This is a genomic window from Limnohabitans sp. (assembly GCF_030158565.1).
GTDB lineage: Bacteria > Pseudomonadota > Gammaproteobacteria > Burkholderiales > Burkholderiaceae_C > Limnohabitans_A.
Map to the genome: position 1 here is coordinate 1 of NZ_JAOASQ010000037.1, position 20,451 is coordinate 20,451.

The following is a 20,451-nucleotide window of genomic DNA, read 5'->3' on the forward strand; positions in this document are numbered from 1 at the left end:
ACACCCTGGCCCAGCCCCTGCCCGAGCTGACGGTGGTGCGCGGTGCCGAAGACCCCCTGGCCAGATTGCAAGCGCACATCCGCAGCAGTGCCAGCCGCGTGCTGATCCTGGCCGAGAGCGATGGCCGCCGCGAAAGCCTGATGGACTTCGTTCGTTCCAGCGGCCTCACGCCCCCGGTGTTTGACAGTCTCCAAGACTTTTTGGCCAGCGACGAAAAAATCGGCATGGCCACCGCCGCGCTGGTCAGTGGTTTTCATTGGTTTGAGCACGGCATCGACCTGGTCACCGAAACCGAACTGTTTGCCGCAGGCCCCACCACGCGCCGCCGCAAAAAGCAGGAACAGGTCAGCGACGTGGAAGCGCTGATCAAGGACCTGAGCGAGCTGAACGTGGGCGACCCGGTGGTGCACAGCCAACACGGCATTGGCCGGTATCGCGGTCTGGTCAACATGGACATGGGCCAGAAAAACCACGATGGCACGCCTGCGCTGCAAGAGTTTTTGCACCTGGAATACGCCGACAAGGCCACGCTCTATGTGCCCGTGAGCCAGCTGCAGCTGATTGGCCGCTACACCGGCGTGAGCGCCGATGAAGCGCCCCTGCACAAGCTGGGCTGTGGCCAATGGGAAAAGGCCAAACGCCGCGCCGCCGAACAGGTGCGCGACGCCGCCGCCGAGTTGCTCAACATCTACGCCCGCCGCGCCGCACGAGAGGGCCATCCTTTCCGCTACAGCCCGCAGGACTACGAGACCTTTGCCAACGACTTCGGCTTTGAGGAAACCGCCGACCAAAAGGCCGCCATCCACTGCGTCATTCAAGACATGATCAGCCCCCGCCCCATGGACCGCCTGGTCTGCGGCGACGTGGGTTTTGGCAAGACCGAAGTCGCCCTGCGCGCCGCCTTTGTGGCTGTGACGGGCGGCAAGCAGGTTGCCCTGCTGGCCCCCACCACGCTGCTGGCCGAGCAGCATTACCAGACGCTCAAAGACCGCTTTGCCAAATGGCCCGTCAAGGTGGCCGAGGTCTCGCGCTTCCGTTCGGGCAAGGAAGTCACGGCGGCCATGAAAGGCATCGAGGACGGCACGGTGGACATCGTGGTCGGCACGCACAAGCTGCTGTCCGAAAAAACCCACTTCAAGAACCTGGGCCTCTTGATCATCGACGAAGAACACCGCTTTGGCGTGCGGCACAAAGAGGCCATGAAAGCCCTGCGTGCCGAGGTCGATGTGCTGACGCTCACGGCCACCCCCATCCCCCGCACCATGGGCATGGCGCTCGAAGGGCTGCGCGATTTGAGCGTGATCGCCACCGCGCCGCAGCGCCGCCTGGCCATCAAGACCTTTGTGCGCAATGAGGGCACGGGCGTCATCCGCGAGGCGGTACTGCGCGAACTCAAACGCGGCGGCCAGTGCTACTTTTTGCACAACGAAGTCGAGACCATCGAAAACCGCCGCCAGAAGCTCGAAGAAATCCTGCCCGAAGCCCGCATCGCCGTGGCCCACGGCCAGATGCCCGAGCGCGAGCTGGAGCGCGTGATGCGCGACTTTGTGGCCCAGCGCTACAACATCTTGCTGTGCTCGACCATCATCGAGACCGGCATCGACGTGCCCACGGCCAACACCATCGTGATTTCACGCGCCGACAAGTTCGGCCTGGCCCAGCTGCACCAGCTGCGCGGGCGCGTGGGCCGCTCGCACCACCAAGCCTATGCCTATTTGATGGTGCCCGAGATCGAAGGCCTGACCAAACAAGCCGCCCAGCGGCTGGACGCGATCCAGCAGATGGAAGAACTGGGCAGCGGCTTTTACCTGGCCATGCACGACCTGGAGATCCGCGGCGCAGGCGAGGTGCTGGGCGAAAACCAGAGCGGCAACATGCTCGAAGTGGGCTTTCAGCTCTACAACGAAATGCTGTCCGAAGCGGTGCGCAGCCTCAAGGCGGGCAAAGAGCCCGATTTGCTCAACCCTCTGACGGTCACCACCGACATCAACCTGCACGCCCCCGCCCTGCTGCCCAACGACTATTGCGGCGACGTGCACCTGCGCCTGAGCTTCTACAAAAAACTGGCCACCGCCAAAACCACCGACCAGATCGACGCCCTGCTCGAAGAAATCGTGGACCGCTTTGGCAAGCTACCCGCACAAGCGCAGACCCTGGTGGACGTGCACCGCCTGCGCGTGCTGACCCAGCCCTATGGCGTCATCAAGGTCGATGCCGCCCCGGGCGTCATCCAGATCACCTTCAAACCCAACCCACCCGTGGACCCCATGGCCATCATTGGCCTGATCCAGAAAAACAAACACATCAAGCTGGCGGGCAACGACAAACTGCGCATCGAACGCGAACTGCCCGACCCCAAGGCGCGTGCGCAAATGGTGCGCGATGTGCTTCGCTCATTGGGCCAGCCCAAGACCGAAACAGCTACGGCCTGAGACCCTTCAACGATCTTCGATAATCCTGACCCATGACCACCGCCACCTCCCGCCCCAACTCATCCCCCACCGAGTTTGCCCCCGGCCTCGTTATTCAGGGCTTCACAGCCCCCATTTCGTTGTCTCAGTTCAAACTCATCGCGTTTGACATGGACTCCACGCTCATCAGCATCGAGTGCGTGGACGAGATCGCCGATGCCGTGGGCCGCAAGGCCGAGGTGGCGGCCATCACCGAGGCCGCCATGCGCGGCGAGATCACCGACTTCAAAGACAGCCTGCGCCGCCGTCTGGCGCTGCTCAAGGGCGTGACGCTGGCCGACATGGAGCGCGTCTACACCGAGCGCCTGAAGATCAACCCCGGCGCAGCCGACTTGATCGCCGCCTGTCAGAAGGCAGGCATGAAGGTGCTGCTGGTGTCGGGCGGTTTCACTTTCTTCGCAGACCGCGTCAAAGACCGGCTGAAGATCGACTTTGCCCGCTCCAATCGACTGGAAATCGAGGGCGGTGAACTCACGGGCGGCCTGGTCATGCAAAGCTGGGGCGACATTTGCGATGGGGCCGAGAAACGCCGTACCTTGCTGGAAGTGGCTTCGTTGCTGGGCATAGAGGCGCATGAATGCATCGCCATGGGCGACGGCGCGAACGACTTGCCCATGATGGGGGCCGCCGGTTTGTCTGTGGCCTATCACGCCAAACCCAAGGTGCGTGAGCAGGCCATGGTGGCGATCAACGAAGGTGGGCTGGACCGCCTGCTGGAAGTCGTTAAGGCCTGAGCGTTTTACCGAGGCTCTATCGCGACGGGGCGTTGCTCCTACAGCTTTGTGGGAGCCCCGCCCTCGGGGCGATGGGTTGTGAACTGCGAGCAGTCTTTCGCGGCGAGGGCGCCGCTCCTACAGGCAGCCTCAGCGGCGCAGGGGCCGCAGCAGGTCCTTCAGACCGTTGTGGTCGATCTCCTGCATCAGCTGCAGCAAGCGGCCGATCTCGCCTTTGGGGAAGCCCTCGCGGGCAAACCAGTTGAGGTAGTTGCCTGGCAAGTCGGCGATCAGCACACCCTTGTGTTTGCCAAAGGGCATGGGCGTGTTGACGAGTTTCATCAGGTCATCGGCTTGCATATCTTCTCCCTCACACCTTGCCCCAGAGCCATTCACGCACCCGGGCATGAAACGCTTCAGGCCGCGAAATCATCACCCAATGCCCACTGGGCAGGCCTTGCACCGCACTGCCGGGCTTGGCGGCGACTTGCTCCAACCATCGGGAAGAATGGAACATGAAGGGCTTGCGCTCGCCATAGACAAACAGCAGCGGCATCGGTAATTTGATTTGAGCCGCACCTTTGAACCCACCCGCCGTGCCGAACCACTGCATGGCGTAGGGGTAGTTCATCTTGTGGGTGATCGCGGCAGGATCGGTGGGGCAGCGCAGCCAGCGGGCCATGGCGCGGGTCATGCGGGTGCCCAAGCTTTCGCTGAAACTGTGCCCCAGCTTCCAGGCCAGGGCCAGCCACACTTGGTAGCCCATGACCGACAGTTTTGCCTTCGCGCCCCAGCTGCGCAGCAAAGCCCTCGAGTTGTGGTCGCCCACGTCCACCGCCACCACGCGGGCCACCCGATCAGCGTGGCGCATGGCGAATTCGTAACCAAAAATGCAGCCCCAGTCGTGCAGCATCAGCGTGACGGGCTGGTCGGGGCTGATGCGGTCCACCACCTGGCGCAGCAGCTGGCACATGTCGTCCAGGCTCGTGGCTGCAGGGCCGGATTCAAAGCCGGGCAGCGTCAGGCGGGCGCAGGTGGCGCGGTCTTGCAGTGCGGCCACGGTGCCGTCCCACAGGGCACGGGTGTCGGGCCAGCCGTGCAGCATGAGCACAACTTCATCGCCCTGCCCTTGCAGCCAGACTTCGGTGCCCTTGACGTCGATGCACAGTTCGGTGCTGGCGGCCATGGCTTACAAGGCCTTGGCCAAACGCGCAACGCCTTCAAGGATCTTGTCTTCGCCTACGGTCGCAAAACTGAGGCGGAAGGTGGCGTGGTCGGGGTTGGCGCAGAAGAAAGGCGCACCGGGCACAAAGGCCACGCCGTTGTCGATGGCGCGCTTGGCGAACACATTGCCGTCAGCCACCTTACCGCCTGCGCCTGTGAGGCGCGCCCAGACGAACAGGCCGCCCTGAGGTTGCACAAACTCGACCGCATCGCCCAATTCACGGCGCAGCGCATCGCCCATGGTTTGAGCGCGCTTGGCGTACACAGCGCGCACCTTGTCCAGCGTGGCGGGCATGCGGCCAGCCTTCAGGTATTGCGCAGCAGTGGCCTGGGCAAAGGTGCTGGTGTGGGCATCGCTGAACTGTTTGCACATGGTGGCTCGGGCCAGCAACTCGGCCGGGGCGATCATCCAGCCCACGCGCAGGCCAGGCGACAAGACTTTGGACAGCGAGCCGCAATGCACCAGCAGCTCGCGGCTGCCGGGCACCGATGGGCTCATGGCCAACAAGCTGGGCGGCGGCGCTTCGCCAAAAAACAGATCGCCATAAGGGTCGTCTTCGACGATCAGGGTCTGGTGTTTGACGGCCATCTTAAGCACCTGCTGGCGGCGCTCGGCGCTCAGCAAGGCACCACTCGGGTTACCAAAGGTGGGAATCAAATAAACGAACTTGGGCTTGTGCTCGGCGATCAGCTTTTCGAGCTCGTCGGTCTTCACACCATGGCCGTCCACCGGGGCGCTGATGAGTTCGGCCCCATACAAACGGAAGCACTGGATGGTGGCCAAAAAGGTCGGGCCTTCCACGATCACCTTGTCGCCGGGGCTGATCATGGTTTTACCGATCAAATCCAGCGCTTGCTGGCTGCCGGTGGTCACGATCAGCTGTTCAGCCGTCACGTCTTTCGCGCCTTTTTGGCCCATGAAGTGCGCCAGTTGCTCGCGCAGCGGACCAAAGCCTTCGGTCGCGCCGTATTGCAGGGCAGCGCCCGGGTCTTGCGCCAAAGCCGCGTTGCTGGCTTCGCGGATGCCCTCCACGTCAAACATGGCGCTGTCAGGAAAGCCGCCCGCAAAACTGATGATGCCCGGCTTGCCCAAGAGCTTGAACAGCTCACGGATGGCGGAGGTTTCGACGTTGTTCAGGCGGTCGGCAAATTGCAAAGACATGGTGGTGTATCTTCCCGGGTTGAATTGGCCCTCATTTTGCCAACATCCAAAGACCATGAAGCCCGCACAGATCGAATCTTTTTTTGCCACGCTGCAAGCCGCCAACCCCATGCCTGTGACCGAGCTGGAATACACCAGCGTCTTTGAGCTGCTGGCCGCCGTGCTGTTGTCGGCCCAGGCCACCGACGTGGGCGTGAACAAGGCCACACGCAAGTTGTTCCCGGTAGCAGGCTCGCCGCAAAAAATTCTGAACCTCGGGCTGGAGGGGCTGGAGGGCTACATCAAGACCATTGGCCTGTACCGCAGCAAAGCCAAACACCTGATGGAGACCTGCCGCATTTTGGTGGAGCAGCACGGCGGCCAGGTGCCCCGCAGCCGTGAAGCCCTGGAAGCACTGCCCGGGGTGGGCCGCAAAACGGCCAATGTGGTGCTCAACTCGGCCTTTGGCGAAGCGACCATGGCGGTGGACACGCACATCTTCCGCATGGGCAACCGCACGGGCCTGGCACCGGGTAAAACGCCTTTGGAAGTGGAACTCAAACTGCTCAAGCGCATCCCGGCCAAGTACCTGGTGGACGCGCACCATTGGTTGATCTTGCACGGCCGCTATGTGTGCCAAGCGCGCAAGCCGATGTGCGGGCAGTGCTCGGTGTCGGCGTTTTGCGATTTCAAGCCCAAAACAACTTGAAATTCAAGGTGCAGGGTTCATGGATACCCGGTCAAGCCGGGTATGACACATTCGGATCAGCCAAGCTTGAACGCCAGCACCCCCGTCAGCCCTCCCCCGCAGCATCACCCCAGCGGGACGTCACGCCCACCGAGCGACATTCCCCCCTATTCCGAGGCGTCGCCCCCCAAATCGTCACCCCCGACTTGATCGGGGGTCCATACTTTCGGCGGGTAAAATCACAATTTTGCTGAATTGACTGCACCAAGCCCTGCGCTCTGTGAGCGTCGCGCCAACGGTGAGCAGCTCTGTTTTGAACCCCAACCCCAAACACACCCGTCCATGACGCGAGCCCTGCCGCGTGCCCACCTCAACAGTTCCAGACTTGTGCGTTTTCTGACCGAGAACGCCATGATCGAGGCCGTCCAAGCCACGGAAGATGTGGGCCAAAAACTGGGCGACTGGCTGGATTTTCGCCAGGCCATTGCCTTGCACGGCCTGCTGAACCCCGAGCCGCAAGCGCCTGCCACGCTGCCTGCACACCAGCGCCGCGCAGGCCTGATGACGCCCGAGGCCTTGGGCCGACACGTCGAGAAATTCAAAGCCGCGCTGGAGCAGTCCATCGCGCAAGGCGCCCCCTCGGGCACCGGGCTGACCCGCATCGACATGCCACCGGCCACACTCGATGAGCCGATCGAGCCCAAGATCGCCTTTGAGCCCTACCGGCGGTTTTATGCGGCGCACCAGCGCCAGATGGAAAACCAAGTTCGCACCCTGCGCTCGCAACTGCGAGGCCAGCTGGCCAAAAGCTCGCCCGCCTTGCAGCAATTGGCAGCGCTGGACGCCAGTTTTGAAAACATCCTCAGCGAGCGCGAAGCGATGCTGCTGGGCAAAGTGCCAAAGCTGCTGGAAAAACGCTTCACGCAAGCCCTCAAACAACACCTCAAGAAGCAGGCCGAAGCCTTGGCGGAAGACGTCAATGCCCCCCGCCTCAAGCCCGACGCCTGGCTTTTGCCCTGGCGCCAGCAAATGCGCACCGCCTTGCTGGCCGAGCTGGACACCCGGCTGCAACCGGCCCTGGGCCTGCTTGAAGCATTCAACCAAGAAAGCACTCCCTCTCCATGAACCGTCTGAGTCGACATTCGTTCCTGATCGCATTTGCACTTGGCGCATTGGCCGTCCTCTGGGTGGCTGCGGCGGTGGCCAGCAGCCACTTTCTGGTCTTGGTGATGACAGCGGTCATTGGCGCGGTGTATGTGTTTGCGGCACTGGAGCTGCGCCATTACCGCGACACCACTGCTGCACTGAACCAGGCCCTGAGCGACATCCCGGCCGATTTGCAACACCTGAGCGACTGGCTGATCACCCTGCCCGCCTCGCTGCAAAACGCCGTGCGCCAACGCGTTGAAGGCGAACGCCAAGGTTTGCCAGGTCCGGCGCTCACGCCCTATTTAGTGGGTCTCTTGGTCATGCTGGGCATGCTGGGCACGTTTTTGGGCATGGTGGTCACGCTCAATGGTGCGGTCTTTGCGCTCGAGGGCTCCAGCAACGTGGCGGGCATCCGCGCCGCATTTTCTGAACCCATCAAAGGCCTGGGCCTGGCCTTTGGCACCTCGGTCGCAGGTGTGGCCACATCGGCCATGCTGGGCCTGATGAGCAGTTTGGCGCGGCGCGAGCGTGCCCAAGCAAGCCAAACACTGGACAGCTGCATCGCCACGCAGCTGCGCGGCTTCTCGCTGACGCACCAGCGCCAGGAAACCTTCAAGGCCTTGCAACAACAATCGCAAGCCTTGCCCCAAGTGGTCACGCAACTGCAGGCCATGATGGAGCAGATGGCCCAGACCAGCGAGCAGATCAATGAACGCTTGATGGCCAATCAAAAAAGCTTTCACCAGGAAGTCCACACCGCCTACACAGGCCTGGCCCAATCGGTGGACCAATCGCTGCGCACCAGCTTGAGCCAGAGCATGCAAGTGGCCAGCGATGGCATCCGCCCTGTGGTGCAGGCGACCATGACGCAGATGGCCGAGCAGGCGCAAAGCATGAACGCCCAATTGCAGCAGAGCACACAGCAGCAACTGGCCGAACTCAATGCCCAGTTCAGTGCCACGGCGGCAGGTGTGGCGCAAACCTACAGCACAGCCCTGGCCCAACACGAGGCCAGCAGCACCGCCATGCTCGAGCGCGTGGGCCAGACGCTGGACGGCTTCAGCCAGACATTTGAGCAGCGCAGCCAGTCCCTGCTGGCCCAGATACAGGCCGCTCAGGCCGAGCAGCAGAACCAGCAAGGCCATGCCGACCAGCAGCGCCTGGACGCCTGGAAAGCCTCGCTCGAGAGCCTGGCCACATCGCTGGGCAGCCAATGGCAAGCCTCGGGCAGCCAGACACTGGCCCAACAACAGGCCATTTGCGACACCCTCACCCAAACGGCCCAAGCCATCACCACCCAGGTGCAAAGCCAGGCCAGCCAGACGCTGGCCGACATCCAGCGCGTGCAGACCGAACACGCCAGCCAAGACCAGCAAAGGCTGGACGCCTGGAAGGCCTCGCTCGACGCCATGGCCGCCACGCTGCAAAGCCAATGGCAAAGCGCGGGCGACAAGACACTGGCGCAGCAACAGCAAATTTGCGACACGCTCACACACACCGCCACGCAGGTCACCGAACAGGTACAGGCCCGCACCAGCCAGACCCTGGCCGACATCCAACGTGTGCACAGCGAGCGCGAAGCCGCCGATCAGGCGCGTCTGAACGCCTTCACGGCCTCCTTGGAAAGCACCGCCGCCGCACTGGGCCAGCAATGGCAAACCTCAGGGGCACAGACGCTGGCACAACAGCAAGCCATCTGCGACACCTTGAGCCAGACCGCGCAAGCGATCACCACGCACACCCAGACGCAAGCCACGCAAACCCTGTCCGAGGTCACTCGCCTCATCACCAGCAGCGAAGAGCTCATGCGTGCGCGCATCGCCTCCGAAGCGCAATGGGCGGCCCAACACACCCAGCGCTCGGAAGAACTCAGCGCCCTGCTGCGCACCGAACTGTCGGCCCTGCGCGAAGCGGAAGACGCGCGCGGCGAAGCCGCCGTGGCCCGCTTGAGCGAGTTGCAAACCGCCGTGACCGCACACCTGAGCACTTTGGGCACCGCGCTGGAAGACCCGATCACCCGCCTGATCGAGACCGCATCCGAAGCGCCCAAGGCCGCAGCTGAAGTCATTGGCCAGCTGCGCCAGGAAATCTCGGTCAGCGTGGCCCGCGACAACGCGCTGCTGGAAGAGCGCACCCGCATCATGGACACCCTCAGCAATTTGCTGAATGCGATCAACCATGCATCGACCGAGCAGCGCAGCGTGATCGACAGCTTGGTCAGCTCATCGGCCGCCACCCTGAACCAGGCCAACAGCCAGTTCATCGCCCATGTGAGCAGTGAGTCGGCCAAGCTGGGCGACATCGCAGCGCAAGTGACGGCCAGCGCCGTGGACGTGGCCAGCCTGGGCGAGACCTTCGCCTTTGCGGTGAGATCGTTCAACGAGACCAACGAAAAGCTGATGAACAACCTGCAGCGCATCGAGCAAGCCATGGACAAGTCCATGACCCGCAGCGACGAACAGCTGGCCTATTACGTGGCCCAAGCCCGCGAAATCATTGACCTGAGCATCACCTCGCAAAAAGACGTGCTGGAAACGCTGCAACAACACGCTGCGCAAGGAGCCGCGTGATGCTCGAGCAAGACGCAGACGTCGAGTCCACCTCGCCGGTCTGGATCTCGTTTGCCGATCTGATGACTGGCCTGCTGGGCGCTTTTGTGTTGCTGCTGGTGGGCGTCATGGCCGCTCAGCTGGACATGGCCTCCAAGCTCGAAAACGAGGTGCAAAAGCGCCAGATCGAAGAACAAAAGCGCATGTCGCTGGAAAAAGCCTTGGCCGTTCCGCTGGCCAGTGGGCGCATCACTTTGAACAATGGCCGCATCGGCATCAGCGGCAAGCTCTTGTTTGAACTGAACTCCGACAAGCTCGAACCCGAAGGCCGCAAACTGCTCAAAAGCCTGGTCATGCCCTTGCGCAGTTATTTGCAGTCACGCGATGAAATGCTGATGGTCAGCGGCTTCACCGATGACCAGTCCATCAAGAGCCGCAATCGGCAGTTTGAAGACAACTGGGAACTGTCGGCCCAGCGCGCTTTGACGGTGACGCGGACCTTGATCGAAGAAGGCATGCCCTCGTCCATGCTGTTTGCTGCAGCCTTCGGGCAAGAACAACCGCTGGTGGCCAACAACAACGAAAAAGCACGCGCCCAGAACCGCCGCGTGGAGATGGCGCCAGTGCCCAAATCCTCGAACGCCAGCAAGCCATGAGCCAAGCCTTGTCCGCGTGCTCAGCCCTGGAGGCCTTGCAAACATCCCTGCGCGATGCTGGCGCTGCGCGCTTTGACGCGGTGGGCTGGCATTACATCGAAGTGCTCAGTCAGCGCGCACGCGCGCAAACCGGTCATGCACAGGCATTGCTCAACGACAGGCTGACCAAGGCTTTGGCGCAATTCAAACGCAAATTGGATGAAGCCCCACCAGCAGCCCAGGGTTCAGACACATCCCCCTCGCCTTTGGCGACGCTGCTCAGCGAGATGGCGCAGCACACCACAGCACCACTGACTGCGCCGAGCACGCAGGCCAGCAAGCCCAGCGCTTGGCGTGCAGAAAGCACCAAGATTCAGCAGTTCAAAAAACAGCTGAACAAGATCAGTGTGCAAAAACAGGTGAAACAGGCCATAGCGATGGCGCCGCAAAATGCAGGGCCCATCAACTCACACATGCTGGTGTTGCGCTCTCTGGGTCTGATGCGCGATGCGTCACCGGATTACCTGAACCGGTTCATCAATTATGTGGACACCTTGCTCAGCCTGGAGGAGGCAGGCAAGGCCGCAGCATCACCGAAGAAAAACCCCTCGGTGGTGAAAGCCAAAAAGTGAGCTTCAGCGGCCGAGCTGCGCCAAAGCAGCTTGCAAACCGGCCAGGCCACCCACACGCTGGTCGTTGATGAAAATTTGCGGCATCTGGCGAACCGATGGACCGCATTTTTCATAGAACGCCATGCGCTCTTCTTCGCTGTCGATCTTGATTTCTTCAAAAGCCAACGACTTGGTCTTGAGCACCATCTTGGCGGACTCGCATTGGGGGCATGCGGACTTGGAGTAAACGACGATTTTGAGTTCCATGGGCCAGATTCTAGCGGTCCCTCAGGCCGCGGCCAATCGGGCCAAAACCTGTGGCGCAAAGTGCTGCTCAACGAAATCGGCCAAGCCGTCGAACACCGTCTCCAGGGTGGGGGCCTGCGCACCAAAGAGGGCATGCAGCACCGCCGGACATTCGAACAGGCCGTGCAGATAGGTGCCCAAAATCTGCCCCTTGAACTGGCCGTCACCGCTTTGCCAAGCCAGCCCAGGCATGACTTCGTGCAGCACCGCGCCACCCGCCAGCATGGCGCTGTGGCCCTGGGTTTGGCCATGGTGGATTTCGTAGCCCGCGACTTCAACCCCGCTCAAAGCAGCCCATGCGCCATGCACCTGCCCGAACACGGCCCGGGTTTTCACCACGGTTTTGTCAGGTGCGAACTGCGTGACCAAGGGCAACAAGCCCAGACCCGGCGCATTGCCGTCAATGCCGTGGGTGTCGACAAGGGCTTCGCCCAGCATTTGCAGGCCACCGCAAATGCCCAGCACCGCCCCGCCCTTGCGAGCGTGGCTGGCCACGGCCGCATCCAGACCCTGCTGGCGCAGCCAGGCCAAATCGCTGCTGGTGTGTTTGCTGCCGGGCAAGATCACCCAATCGCTGACCTGCAAACCCGCCAGGTCGGCAGGCGATCGCGCCCAGAGCAAACGCACGCCAGGCACGTTCTTGAGCGGCTGAAATTCATCCAAATTGCTGATGCGCGGGTAAGCGATCACGGCCACCGTGCGCGTCACCACCCCGTTGGCGCGGCTGCGGTCGTCGAACACGCCATCTTCTTCGGGCAGGCCGTGCTGCCACCACATGGGCAGCACCGCCACAGTGGGCACGCCGGTCAGTTGTTGCAGCATCTCGGGCGCCGGGGTCAGCAAGCGGGCATCGCCCCGGAACTTGTTGAGCACAAAGCCCTGAATGCGTTGCTGGTCCTCAGGTGGCAGCAGCGCCCAAGTGCCATACAAATGGGCAAAGGCGCCACCTTTGTCGATGTCGGTCACCAGCAGGCAGCGGGCCTTGGCGTGGCGGGCCACGCGCAGGTTGACGATGTCGCTGTGCATGAGGTTGATCTCGGCGGGCGAGCCTGCGCCTTCGATCACCACCACATCGTTTTCGGCGATCAGCGCATCCAGCGCCGCCGCAATGGGGGGCCAGACTTTGTCGCTGCGTTCGTGCCAGGGCGTGTGGCTCAGTGCTTCGCTGACCTCCCCCAGCAGCACGACCTGGCTGTGCGTGTCGGCCTCGGGCTTGAGCAGCAAAGGGTTCATGCGCACATCGGGCTCAGCCCTGGCCGCCAGCGCCTGAAAGTATTGCGCGCTGCCGATCTCGCCCAGCCCACTGAGCCCGTTGGCACGGGCCACCACCCGGGCGTTGTTGCTCATGTTCTGCGCCTTGAAGGGCGCGACCTTGAGCCCCTGGCGGGCGTAATGGCGGCACAGCGCGGTGGTCAGCCAGCTCTTGCCCGCGCCGCTGGACGTGCCCAGCACCATGATGCAGCGCGCTGTCATGCGATGCGGGGCAAAACCACCCATTGGCCATCCAACGCACAAATACGGATGCGGTGGTTGAACACCGACTCGATGGCCGCGTGGGTCGCAGGATCGCTGCAAGCGCCGTGGTGGCGCACGCGGCCCTCGTCCAGAACAATGACTTCATCGGCGTGCAAGGCCATGCCGATCTCGTGCAACACACTCACCACGGTGGTGCCTTGCGCGATCAGGCAATGCACCTGCTCCAGCCAGTCCACTTGGTGCGGCGGGTCGAGGTTGGCCAAGGGCTCGTCCATCAGCATGAGCGGCGCATTGCCCGCCATGGCGCGGGCCAACAACACGCGCTGGCGCTCACCGCCCGAGAGTTCGCCCAGCGTGCGTTCACGCCAATCCCAAGCTTGGGTGGCTTTCAGGGCGGCCTCTACCATCTCGGCGTCTTGGTCGGTGGGCGCACCCAACCAGCCTTGGTGTGGCAAGCGACCCAACATGGCCACATCCCACACACGCAAATCCATCGTGCTGGCTTCGCCCTGCCCCAGCCAGGACAGCTGCAAACCACGGTCACGGCGAGACAGGGTTTCGAGCGCTTGCCCCTGCCAGAGCACCTGCCCGCTGTGCGGCAACAAACCGGCCAGCGTTCTGAGCAAAGTGGATTTGCCCGCCCCGTTGGGGCCAACCACGCAGGTCCAGCGGCCTGCAGCGATCTGAAGGTCAAGGCCTTTGAGCACGCTGCGGCCGCCCAGGTCCACTTGCAGTTGCCGGGTTTGCAGGGCGAAGCTCATGGCGCTGCGCCTGCACTGCGGTGCGTGTCCCGGTACACGCGCCACAACAGATAGCCGCCGCCCAGCACCGCCGTGAGCACGCCCACCGGCAACTCTTGCGGCGCAAACAGCACGCGGGCCAGCACATCGGCCAAGCCCAACAAAGCGCCGCCCATGAGCGCGGCCAGCAGCAAGCGCCACGCGTGGGTGCATCGCACCAGAGAACGCACCAGGTGCGGTGCCGCCAGACCCACAAACGCCACCAGACCGATATGCGCCACGGCAGCCCCCGTGGCCAGAGAAATCACACCCACCAACACCAGGCGCGCAGAACGCAGCGGCACGCCCAATGTTTGCGCCGTGGACTCGCCCAGCGTCAAGGCATCCAGCACGCGGGCAAAGGTCCAGGCCAGACCCACACACAAGACCAGTACAAGGGCCATGGTGATGCAAGCCGTCCAGCTGACAAATGCGGTAGAGCCCAGCATGAAGCCCTGCATGGCTTGCAGCACCTGCGGCTGCAGCAACGACAGCATCGAGGTGACTGCACCCAAAACCACCCCCACTACCACACCGGCCAGCAGCAAACGCAGGGTCTGCTGCACGCCGCGCGCCAAGAGCAAAGTCAGGATGACGGCCAACACAGCCCCCACAAAGGCCGCGCCCGTGAGGCCCAAGCCCATCCACCCAGTCATGGCCCAGGCGCTGCCACCGAACAAGCTCAAAAAAGTGCCCACGCCCAGCGATGCGCCCGAGGCACTGCCCAGCAAATACGGATCGGCCAGCGGGTTGCGAAACAAGCCCTGCGCCACGGCACCGGCCAAGCCCAACAGGCCGCCGCCCAGCCAGGCGCCCAGGCTCCGCGGCAGTCGGATATCCAAAACAATCTGGCGCGACACCGCATCGGCCTGCGCGGACCACCAAGCCTGCCAGCCCTGGCTGCCTGCCGCCGTGCCCAGCAGCACCGTGACCACGCCGACCACCAGCAGCAGCACGGCCCAGCGTTGCGCACGCGACGGATCGCTCATCGCCCTGCCCCTGCGGCCTTGTTCAGGCAATCGGCCATGAGCCTGGCGCCTTCGGCCATGCGCGGGCCGGCACGCACCAGCATGTCGGACTCGGCAGGCTTGAACACGCAAATGCGTTGCGCCTGCATGGCACGCAAGGCCGGCCAACCCGGGCGCTGCGCCATGCTGGCGCGGCTGCTGTCGCCCACCATGATCACGTCAGGCTGGGCACGCACCACGAACTCGGGATTGACCTGTGGGAACGGCCCCATCGAAGCCGGCAAGATGTTGCCCACCCCCATGCGCGTGAGCGTTTCGCCGATGAAGGACGCTTCGCTGGCCCCGTAAGGCGCAGAGCTGACTTCAAAATACACCCGCTGTTGGCGTGCCAGCGGGCTGAGTGACTGCACGGCGGCTTGCACGCCCGACTCGATCTCGCGCCAGACGCGTTCGCTTTCTGATGGGGACACCCACAAGGCATCACCCACAGTGCGCAGCACGCGTTGCGCATCGGCATGGGTGCGCGGCTCCAGGCGCAACACCGTCAGGCCCAGTGCTTGCAAACGGTCTGCGCCACGTGTCGAGCCCGCCGCCAACACCAGATCGGGCTTGAGCGCGACGATGCTCTCGATGTTCGGATCGATGCCACCGCCCACGCGGGAAACTTGCGCAATCGATGCAGGCCAGTTGGAATAACGGTCCACCCCGACCAAACGCTGGCAGGCACCCAACGCGCACACGGTTTCGGTCAGTGAAGGCAGCAAGCTCACGATGCGCTGCGGTGCTTTGCTGATCTCGATTTTTTGCTGGCGATCGTCTTGCACCGTCACCGCCAAGGCCCAAACGCTCGCCAGCAACAAGGCCAGGAACACGAGCAGCGTTCTCCATCCATGCATGTGCAGCCTCGCGCGTTCACTTCGGGCTTGGCGCAGGACCCGCTTCATCTCTGGCGTGCAGCAAAAGTCAGGCATATTGAGCCTCCCATTGGCTGATGATGCGGTGCAACTGCGCCACACCATCGGTCAAGGCTGCGGGTCCGGGTTGCAGGATGTCGGCCGACTTGATCTCAAACAACTGCCCGTTGCGCACCGCGGGCACGTCTTGCCAGCCTGGGCGTGCGGCCACTTTTTCGGGACGGAATTTCTTGCCGCACCACGAGCCGATGATGATGTCGGGGGCGCGTTCCACGATGGTCTGTCCATCGGCAATGATGCGGTCACGGCCCAGCGACTGCACGGCCAGCTCGGGGAACACGTCGTCACCGCCAGCGATGCCCATCAATTCCGACACCCAGCGGATGCCGCTGATGTGGGGCTCGTCCCACTCTTCAAAAAACACTTTGGGGCGGCGCTTGAAGCTGGCCGCCTTTTGGCCGATGGCGTCCAGCTCGGCGCGCATGGCCGACAGCCGGGTCAGGCCTTGCTCGGCCTCGCCCACCATGGCCGCGACCTGGTAGAGCATCGAGAAAATCTCATCCACGCTGCGCTGGTTGAAGATGGTGACCTGCACACCAGCCTTGATCAGCAAAGAGGCAATGTCGGCCTGCAGGTCAGAAAAACCAAAAACACAATCGGGCTTGAGCGCCAGGATCTTGTCGATCTTGGCGCTCAAAAAAGCACTTACCTTGGGCTTTTCATCGCGGGCACGGCGCGGCCGCACCGTGTAACCCGAGATGCCCACAATGCGCTGCTCTTGCCCCAACAGGTAAAGCCACTCCGTCGCCTCTTCGGTGAGGCAGACGATGCGTTGGGGGGCGAGGGCAGTAATCATCTGAGATTAAAAACGTCGTTGTGCACTGAGGTACACCGAGCGACCAGCTTCTGGGTACACCGACTGCTCAGTTGGAGAACAACGTGAGCGGTAGTTGTAGTAAGAGTGGTCTGTCACATTATTGATAGCAGCAGAATAGGTCCACATATCAATTTGATGGTTATAGCGGAGGTTCAGTACGCCATAGCTTGGGATTTTTTCTGTACATGCATTGTCCCAATCTCCGGTTACACGTTGTTGAGCGACCCACTGACCAGATACGACGATTTGCTGGGTACTAGACATGCGCCAAGACAACCGAGCCGTCAAACTATCATGCGGCACCATCGGAACATCTCGCCCGTCATGGGGTCCTGAACGAAAGACCGCCCTACGGTGCGCCGCTTGAACTGACGCATCCACAGAAGATGACAAACGATGCTGGCTTTCGAGTTCAACCCCTTCGCGACGGGTTGGATCAAAGTTGACGTTGGCACTACCGTCGTAGCCAATTTCGTTTGTCAGATCGTTGCTGTAATAACGGGCCGTCCATTTGCCCCATGACTGGGACCTGCGATAGCCAATTTCGTGGTCACGTGATGTCTGTGGACGAAGGCGGTTAGGATCGCTTGGACAGCTGTACCCTGGATAGGGGTAGCAAGCAAATTCATCAATCGTCGCCAAGCGAAAACTGGTGCCCGTCCGGGCAAAGACTTGTGCAGTCTCGCTCAGTTGCAGAGTTGATCCCAGCTCCCACGATGTGTTGTTCGCATCCAGAACTCCAACCGCACCTCCCGTGATCTCGCGTTGAGCCTGAGTTCTACGGACTCCAGCATACACACTCAATCCTTGCGGCACAAAGTTGGTTTCATGTCTTGCATAAATAGCCCGTGAAGTCTGGTCCAACAAAGACTCCCCGCTGTTGCGATTTTGACTCCAGTTCTCCGCATCCAATCCCAACACCAGTTTCTGGAAAATGCCCTCAGAACGGAACTCTCGCCAAGTTCTTAGGCCCAGACGTTTTGCACTGCTATCACTGGCATCTGTATATGTGTATGCAGGTCGAACATAGACCGACTCCATGGTGTTCCAGCGTTGGTTCAAATCCAAGCCGACACGCCAATCGAGCAACGTAAATTCCCCGCTGACGAGGACATTGCCAGAGCGCCCACTGCCGTGATCGTCTCGGAAATAAGTTTTGCGGGGGCTGGTGCGAAAGTCTTCGAGCGTCAATCCACCAGGCAATCGTCCCTTGTAGTCCTGGGATCCCAATTGAAAAGACCACTGCGCTGCGCCCTCAGACCAGACGGCTCTGGCCAACCCGTTGTTCTCCTGCCGAGCAAAATTGTCCCTGTGGTTGTCGGTCTCATAACGGCCGCCATGCAACTGAAAGCGCCAAGCGTCATCGCCTGTGTGGAGAGAAAATCGGGCTTCTCGCGTCCCCAAACTACCCGCGAGGACTCCAACAGAGCCCCCCGGCTGTGCAAGACCTTTTTGAGTGATCACGTTGATCACTCCAGCAGTGGCACCATCACCATGCAAAACAGCCCCACTGCCGCGCACGATTTCAATGCGTTCGATACTAGATAGAGGAATCCAAGCAAGATTGGCACTGCCGGAGTCGCCTTCATTTTGGCGAACTCCATCAATCAAAATCACCACATTGTTGCCCGCAGTTTCACCAAATCCCCGCATATCCAGTGTCTGGTTTCTGCCACCCGAAGTGTCTATGCGACCGATGACGCCCCCCAACAACCGAATGGCTTCATTGGCATTGGTGACACCCGATGTGTGAATATCCTCTGCTGTGATGACCGTCACACCCTGTGGCAACAAAAATGGGTCCTGCGGTATACGACCAGCAGTGATCACAGTTTCAGAGGTTGCACTGGTAGAAACACTCTGAGCAAAAGAAGTCGCGTGACCAGCGGCCACAGAAACAACCGCCATGTAGATAGGGCTAAATAGAGTCTTCATGATAAATAAACAAGTCAAAACGCCCTCACCGCCTTCCCCGACAGTGCATGGGCTTCACGACCGGTCTTGCGACAGGTCACCTTGTTGGCCGGTATCCGGGCTGACAGAGCGACCTTCATCACCTTCCCAGCAGTCTGTTTCAGGGCGGCCAGTGGTTTGAGATGAAAGCTGGGTTTTCGTTTGACTGAAAACCCGTCTGCTTACCGTTGCGGGGGCAGCGCAGGTTAGGTGGGCCGAGTTGGCTTGTCCCTCCTGCTTCCCGTTGAACTGCGCGCCGTGAACCGGCATCGCGAGCACCAACAGCGGTCATTTTATGCGCCAAACTGTCTCCTAGCCTACAAAATCGCCCACGCTCTACAATGCGAAATCTCTTTTTCTTTGTCTGCCATGGCCCATTCCGACACCATTGATCAAATTGCCGAGCGTGTGGATCATTTGTTGCTGCGCCACGAAGAGCTTCAACGCACCAACGCTTTATTGGCCCAGCAAGTCCAGGCGCTGACCCTTGAGCGTGACCAGCTCAAATCCCGACTGGCGGCAGCCAGAGCCCGTGTGGATGCCTTGATTGAGCGTTTGCCTGCATCCAACGCCCCCGCATCTCCTGAGGCTTCAGCATGAGCAACAAACAATTGGACGTCCAGATCATGGGGCAAAGTTACATCCTCGGTTGCCCCGAGGGTGGTGAAGACCGCTTGCTGGCTGCCGTGCGCAAAGTGGATGAAGCCATGTGCAAAATCCGCGATGCCGGCAAGATCAAGGCGCGTGACCGAATTGCCGTTCTGGCCGCGTTGAACCTGGCTTTTGATCAAGCTGAAGCGCCATCGCCAAGCGCCACTGCCAGCGCTGCAGTGGCCGATGTCCCCGAAGCATCGCAAGAGCGCTTGTCGCAGTTGCTCAACCGCCTGGACCATGTTCTGGAGCAAGACGGTCAATTGATCTGATGCAGACGTTGTTCTGTGGCAGGTCTTTTGAAAGTCCTACAATCCCATGGTCTGCGGTGCATGCCGGGCTTTATATTTCCTTGAACCAATGCTCTTAGAGCACGGGCTTGGTACATTGGCTGGTGAGCGTGATCGTCTCGCGTCAGATGAACCCAACGCCAGTCTGCCCTCGCCCACCTGAACCCCCGGTTCAGGATGACGGTCCGGTGGCATTCGCAGACACCTTCTTCACTTGCACTCCAATTCACCATGATGATTGAACCAACGCTGCTGGCCGAATTGGCCATTCTGGGCCTTTGCACAGGTTTTCTGGCCGGTCTGCTCGGCATTGGTGGCGGCATGATCATGGTGCCCTTCCTCACCTATTTGCTCGGACAGCGCGGCGTGGGTCCTGATCTGGCCGTGAAGATGGCCATTGCCACCTCGATGGCGACCATCATCTTCACTTCGGTGTCGAGCGTGCGGGCTCACCACAAGAAAAAAGCCGTGCGCTGGGATCTGGTCAAAGGTCTGGCACCCGGCATTGTGCTGGGCAGCCTGATCGGCAGCATGGGCATTTTTGCATTCGTCAAAGGCGCATCGCTCGCCTTGTTCTTTGCCGCATTCGTGGGCTTCTCTGCCACGCAAATGTTTCTGGACAAGAAACCCGCCCCTACCCGCCAAATGCCTGGTTTTACCGGTCAATTGGGTGCCGGCGGCTTGATCGGCTTGTTGTCGGGTCTGGTTGGCGCCGGTGGCGGCTTCATCAGCGTGCCCTTCATGACCTGGTGCAATGTGGCCATTCACAACGCGGTGGCCACCAGCGCAGCCTTGGGTTTTCCGATTGCTTTGGCCAACGTGGCCGGCTACATCGTCAGCGGTCAGAACGTGCAGAACCTGCCTGACTATTCGTTTGGCTACCTGTGGCTGCCAGCGCTGGTGGTGATTGCGGTGTGCAGCGTGACCATGGCCCCTGTGGGTGCGGCCACGGCACACAAGCTGCCCGTCAAACAGCTCAAGCGCGTGTTCGCCACCATCTTGTATGTGCTGGCCGCCTACATGCTCTACAAAGGCCTGAGCGCCTGATCCGCTTGG

Annotated in this window: 20 protein-coding genes and 1 riboswitch; of the genes, 10 read left to right on the plus strand and 10 right to left on the minus strand. The window is 61.5% G+C overall.

Annotation, left to right across the window (positions count from 1 at the left end; genetic code table 11):
* Positions 1 to 2,432 (plus strand): transcription-repair coupling factor (gene mfd, locus Q1W40_RS07530; protein ID WP_300710611.1); only part of this gene is annotated, 2,432 nt, incomplete at its 5' end.
* Between the two features lie 32 nt (positions 2,433 to 2,464).
* The gene (gene serB, locus Q1W40_RS07535) at positions 2,465 to 3,205 is read left to right on the plus strand and encodes a phosphoserine phosphatase SerB (protein ID WP_300710613.1); all 741 of its coding nucleotides are present in this window, start codon (positions 2,465 to 2,467) and stop codon (positions 3,203 to 3,205) included.
* Between the two features lie 129 nt (positions 3,206 to 3,334).
* On the opposite strand, the gene Q1W40_RS07540 is transcribed toward serB, so the two are convergent.
* Genes Q1W40_RS07540 through Q1W40_RS07550 form a run of 3 tightly spaced genes read right to left on the minus strand, consistent with a single transcriptional unit; the run spans position 3,335 to position 5,570 of the window.
* Complete coding sequence (locus Q1W40_RS07540; protein WP_300710616.1) at positions 3,335 to 3,544, minus strand: DUF3820 family protein; 210 nt, start codon at positions 3,542 to 3,544, stop codon at positions 3,335 to 3,337.
* A gap of 10 nt (positions 3,545 to 3,554) precedes the next feature.
* Positions 3,555 to 4,370, minus strand: coding sequence for an alpha/beta hydrolase (locus Q1W40_RS07545; RefSeq protein ID WP_300710618.1), 816 nt, complete (start codon positions 4,368 to 4,370; stop codon positions 3,555 to 3,557).
* A gap of 3 nt (positions 4,371 to 4,373) precedes the next feature.
* Positions 4,374 to 5,570 carry a PLP-dependent aminotransferase family protein gene (locus tag Q1W40_RS07550; protein WP_300710620.1) on the minus strand — a complete coding sequence of 399 codons (1,197 nt, stop codon included), beginning with the start codon at positions 5,568 to 5,570 and terminating at the stop codon, positions 4,374 to 4,376.
* A gap of 55 nt (positions 5,571 to 5,625) precedes the next feature.
* On the opposite strand from Q1W40_RS07550, the gene nth reads away from it, so the two are divergent.
* From nth to Q1W40_RS07575, 5 genes are all read left to right on the plus strand, one after another.
* On the plus strand, positions 5,626 to 6,258 hold the full coding sequence (nth, locus tag Q1W40_RS07555) for an endonuclease III (protein ID WP_300710622.1): 633 nt from the start codon (positions 5,626 to 5,628) through the stop codon (positions 6,256 to 6,258).
* Between the two features lie 321 nt (positions 6,259 to 6,579).
* Positions 6,580 to 7,362, plus strand: a complete 783-nt coding sequence (locus Q1W40_RS07560) for a DUF3348 family protein (RefSeq protein ID WP_108322766.1) — start codon at positions 6,580 to 6,582, stop codon at positions 7,360 to 7,362.
* Entirely contained in the window at positions 7,359 to 9,956 is a 2,598-nt protein-coding gene (locus Q1W40_RS07565) for a DUF802 domain-containing protein (protein WP_300710625.1), read from the plus strand. Before Q1W40_RS07560 ends, Q1W40_RS07565 begins: the two co-directional genes overlap by 4 nt.
* The gene (locus Q1W40_RS07570; protein WP_300710626.1) at positions 9,956 to 10,591 is read left to right on the plus strand and encodes an OmpA family protein; all 636 of its coding nucleotides are present in this window, start codon (positions 9,956 to 9,958) and stop codon (positions 10,589 to 10,591) included. The genes Q1W40_RS07565 and Q1W40_RS07570 overlap by 1 nt, the downstream gene beginning before the upstream one ends.
* Positions 10,588 to 11,202: a DUF2894 domain-containing protein gene (locus tag Q1W40_RS07575; RefSeq protein WP_300710628.1), complete on the plus strand. Its 615-nt coding sequence runs from the start codon at positions 10,588 to 10,590 to the stop codon at positions 11,200 to 11,202. The genes Q1W40_RS07570 and Q1W40_RS07575 overlap by 4 nt, the downstream gene beginning before the upstream one ends.
* A 3-nt stretch (positions 11,203 to 11,205) precedes the next feature.
* Here Q1W40_RS07575 and Q1W40_RS07580 read toward each other — a convergent pair whose 3' ends face one another.
* The 7 genes from Q1W40_RS07580 to Q1W40_RS07610 all read right to left on the minus strand — a co-directional run bounded on the left by Q1W40_RS07580 (position 11,206) and on the right by Q1W40_RS07610 (position 18,454).
* Positions 11,206 to 11,448, minus strand: coding sequence for a glutaredoxin domain-containing protein (locus Q1W40_RS07580; protein ID WP_108322769.1), 243 nt, complete (start codon positions 11,446 to 11,448; stop codon positions 11,206 to 11,208).
* A gap of 21 nt (positions 11,449 to 11,469) precedes the next feature.
* Positions 11,470 to 12,960, minus strand: a complete 1,491-nt coding sequence (locus Q1W40_RS07585; RefSeq protein WP_300710631.1) for a cobyric acid synthase — start codon at positions 12,958 to 12,960, stop codon at positions 11,470 to 11,472.
* On the minus strand, positions 12,957 to 13,724 hold the full coding sequence (locus tag Q1W40_RS07590) for an ABC transporter ATP-binding protein (RefSeq protein WP_300710633.1): 768 nt from the start codon (positions 13,722 to 13,724) through the stop codon (positions 12,957 to 12,959). The genes Q1W40_RS07585 and Q1W40_RS07590 overlap by 4 nt, the downstream gene beginning before the upstream one ends.
* Positions 13,721 to 14,731 (minus strand): iron ABC transporter permease, encoded by a 1,011-nt coding sequence (locus tag Q1W40_RS07595; protein ID WP_300710635.1) that lies wholly within the window; start codon positions 14,729 to 14,731, stop codon positions 13,721 to 13,723. Before Q1W40_RS07595 ends, Q1W40_RS07590 begins: the two co-directional genes overlap by 4 nt.
* Positions 14,728 to 15,606: a helical backbone metal receptor gene (locus Q1W40_RS07600; protein WP_300710637.1), complete on the minus strand. Its 879-nt coding sequence runs from the start codon at positions 15,604 to 15,606 to the stop codon at positions 14,728 to 14,730. The genes Q1W40_RS07595 and Q1W40_RS07600 overlap by 4 nt, the downstream gene beginning before the upstream one ends.
* A 67-nt stretch (positions 15,607 to 15,673) precedes the next feature.
* The gene (locus tag Q1W40_RS07605; protein ID WP_300710639.1) at positions 15,674 to 16,480 is read right to left on the minus strand and encodes an ABC transporter substrate-binding protein; all 807 of its coding nucleotides are present in this window, start codon (positions 16,478 to 16,480) and stop codon (positions 15,674 to 15,676) included.
* A 6-nt stretch (positions 16,481 to 16,486) separates the two neighbouring features.
* Complete coding sequence (locus Q1W40_RS07610; RefSeq protein WP_300710641.1) at positions 16,487 to 18,454, minus strand: TonB-dependent receptor; 1,968 nt, start codon at positions 18,452 to 18,454, stop codon at positions 16,487 to 16,489.
* 50 nt (positions 18,455 to 18,504) lie between these two features.
* Positions 18,505 to 18,752, minus strand: a riboswitch (cobalamin riboswitch).
* 71 nt (positions 18,753 to 18,823) lie between these two features.
* On the opposite strand from Q1W40_RS07610, the gene Q1W40_RS07615 reads away from it, so the two are divergent.
* The 3 genes from Q1W40_RS07615 (at position 18,824) to Q1W40_RS07625 (ending at position 20,442) form a co-directional block, all read left to right on the plus strand.
* A complete protein-coding gene (locus tag Q1W40_RS07615; protein ID WP_300710643.1) occupies positions 18,824 to 19,054 on the plus strand; it encodes a DUF904 domain-containing protein in 231 nt (76 codons plus the stop codon).
* Positions 19,051 to 19,377: a cell division protein ZapA gene (locus Q1W40_RS07620; protein ID WP_300710644.1), complete on the plus strand. Its 327-nt coding sequence runs from the start codon at positions 19,051 to 19,053 to the stop codon at positions 19,375 to 19,377. The genes Q1W40_RS07615 and Q1W40_RS07620 overlap by 4 nt, the downstream gene beginning before the upstream one ends.
* A 249-nt stretch (positions 19,378 to 19,626) precedes the next feature.
* The gene (locus Q1W40_RS07625) at positions 19,627 to 20,442 is read left to right on the plus strand and encodes a sulfite exporter TauE/SafE family protein (protein WP_300710646.1); all 816 of its coding nucleotides are present in this window, start codon (positions 19,627 to 19,629) and stop codon (positions 20,440 to 20,442) included.
* Positions 20,443 to 20,451: the final 9 nt, after the last annotated feature.

Bases quoted from the DNA above. Each gene is read 5' to 3' on its own strand.
- serB (WP_300710613.1), top strand. From the start codon at position 2,465: ATGACCACCGCCACCTCCCGCCCCAACTCATCCCCCACCGAGTTTGCC.
- Q1W40_RS07540 (WP_300710616.1), bottom strand. From the start codon at position 3,544: ATGCAAGCCGATGACCTGATGAAACTCGTCAACACGCCCATGCCCTTT.
- Q1W40_RS07545 (WP_300710618.1), bottom strand. From the start codon at position 4,370: ATGGCCGCCAGCACCGAACTGTGCATCGACGTCAAGGGCACCGAAGTC.
- Q1W40_RS07550 (WP_300710620.1), bottom strand. From the start codon at position 5,570: ATGTCTTTGCAATTTGCCGACCGCCTGAACAACGTCGAAACCTCCGCC.
- nth (WP_300710622.1), top strand. From the start codon at position 5,626: ATGAAGCCCGCACAGATCGAATCTTTTTTTGCCACGCTGCAAGCCGCC.
- Q1W40_RS07560 (WP_108322766.1), top strand. From the start codon at position 6,580: ATGACGCGAGCCCTGCCGCGTGCCCACCTCAACAGTTCCAGACTTGTG.
- Q1W40_RS07565 (WP_300710625.1), top strand. From the start codon at position 7,359: ATGAACCGTCTGAGTCGACATTCGTTCCTGATCGCATTTGCACTTGGC.
- Q1W40_RS07570 (WP_300710626.1), top strand. From the start codon at position 9,956: ATGCTCGAGCAAGACGCAGACGTCGAGTCCACCTCGCCGGTCTGGATC.
- Q1W40_RS07575 (WP_300710628.1), top strand. From the start codon at position 10,588: ATGAGCCAAGCCTTGTCCGCGTGCTCAGCCCTGGAGGCCTTGCAAACA.
- Q1W40_RS07580 (WP_108322769.1), bottom strand. From the start codon at position 11,448: ATGGAACTCAAAATCGTCGTTTACTCCAAGTCCGCATGCCCCCAATGC.
- Q1W40_RS07585 (WP_300710631.1), bottom strand. From the start codon at position 12,960: ATGACAGCGCGCTGCATCATGGTGCTGGGCACGTCCAGCGGCGCGGGC.
- Q1W40_RS07590 (WP_300710633.1), bottom strand. From the start codon at position 13,724: ATGAGCTTCGCCCTGCAAACCCGGCAACTGCAAGTGGACCTGGGCGGC.
- Q1W40_RS07595 (WP_300710635.1), bottom strand. From the start codon at position 14,731: ATGAGCGATCCGTCGCGTGCGCAACGCTGGGCCGTGCTGCTGCTGGTG.
- Q1W40_RS07600 (WP_300710637.1), bottom strand. From the start codon at position 15,606: ATGCATGGATGGAGAACGCTGCTCGTGTTCCTGGCCTTGTTGCTGGCG.
- Q1W40_RS07605 (WP_300710639.1), bottom strand. From the start codon at position 16,480: ATGATTACTGCCCTCGCCCCCCAACGCATCGTCTGCCTCACCGAAGAG.
- Q1W40_RS07615 (WP_300710643.1), top strand. From the start codon at position 18,824: ATGGCCCATTCCGACACCATTGATCAAATTGCCGAGCGTGTGGATCAT.
- Q1W40_RS07620 (WP_300710644.1), top strand. From the start codon at position 19,051: ATGAGCAACAAACAATTGGACGTCCAGATCATGGGGCAAAGTTACATC.
- Q1W40_RS07625 (WP_300710646.1), top strand. From the start codon at position 19,627: ATGATGATTGAACCAACGCTGCTGGCCGAATTGGCCATTCTGGGCCTT.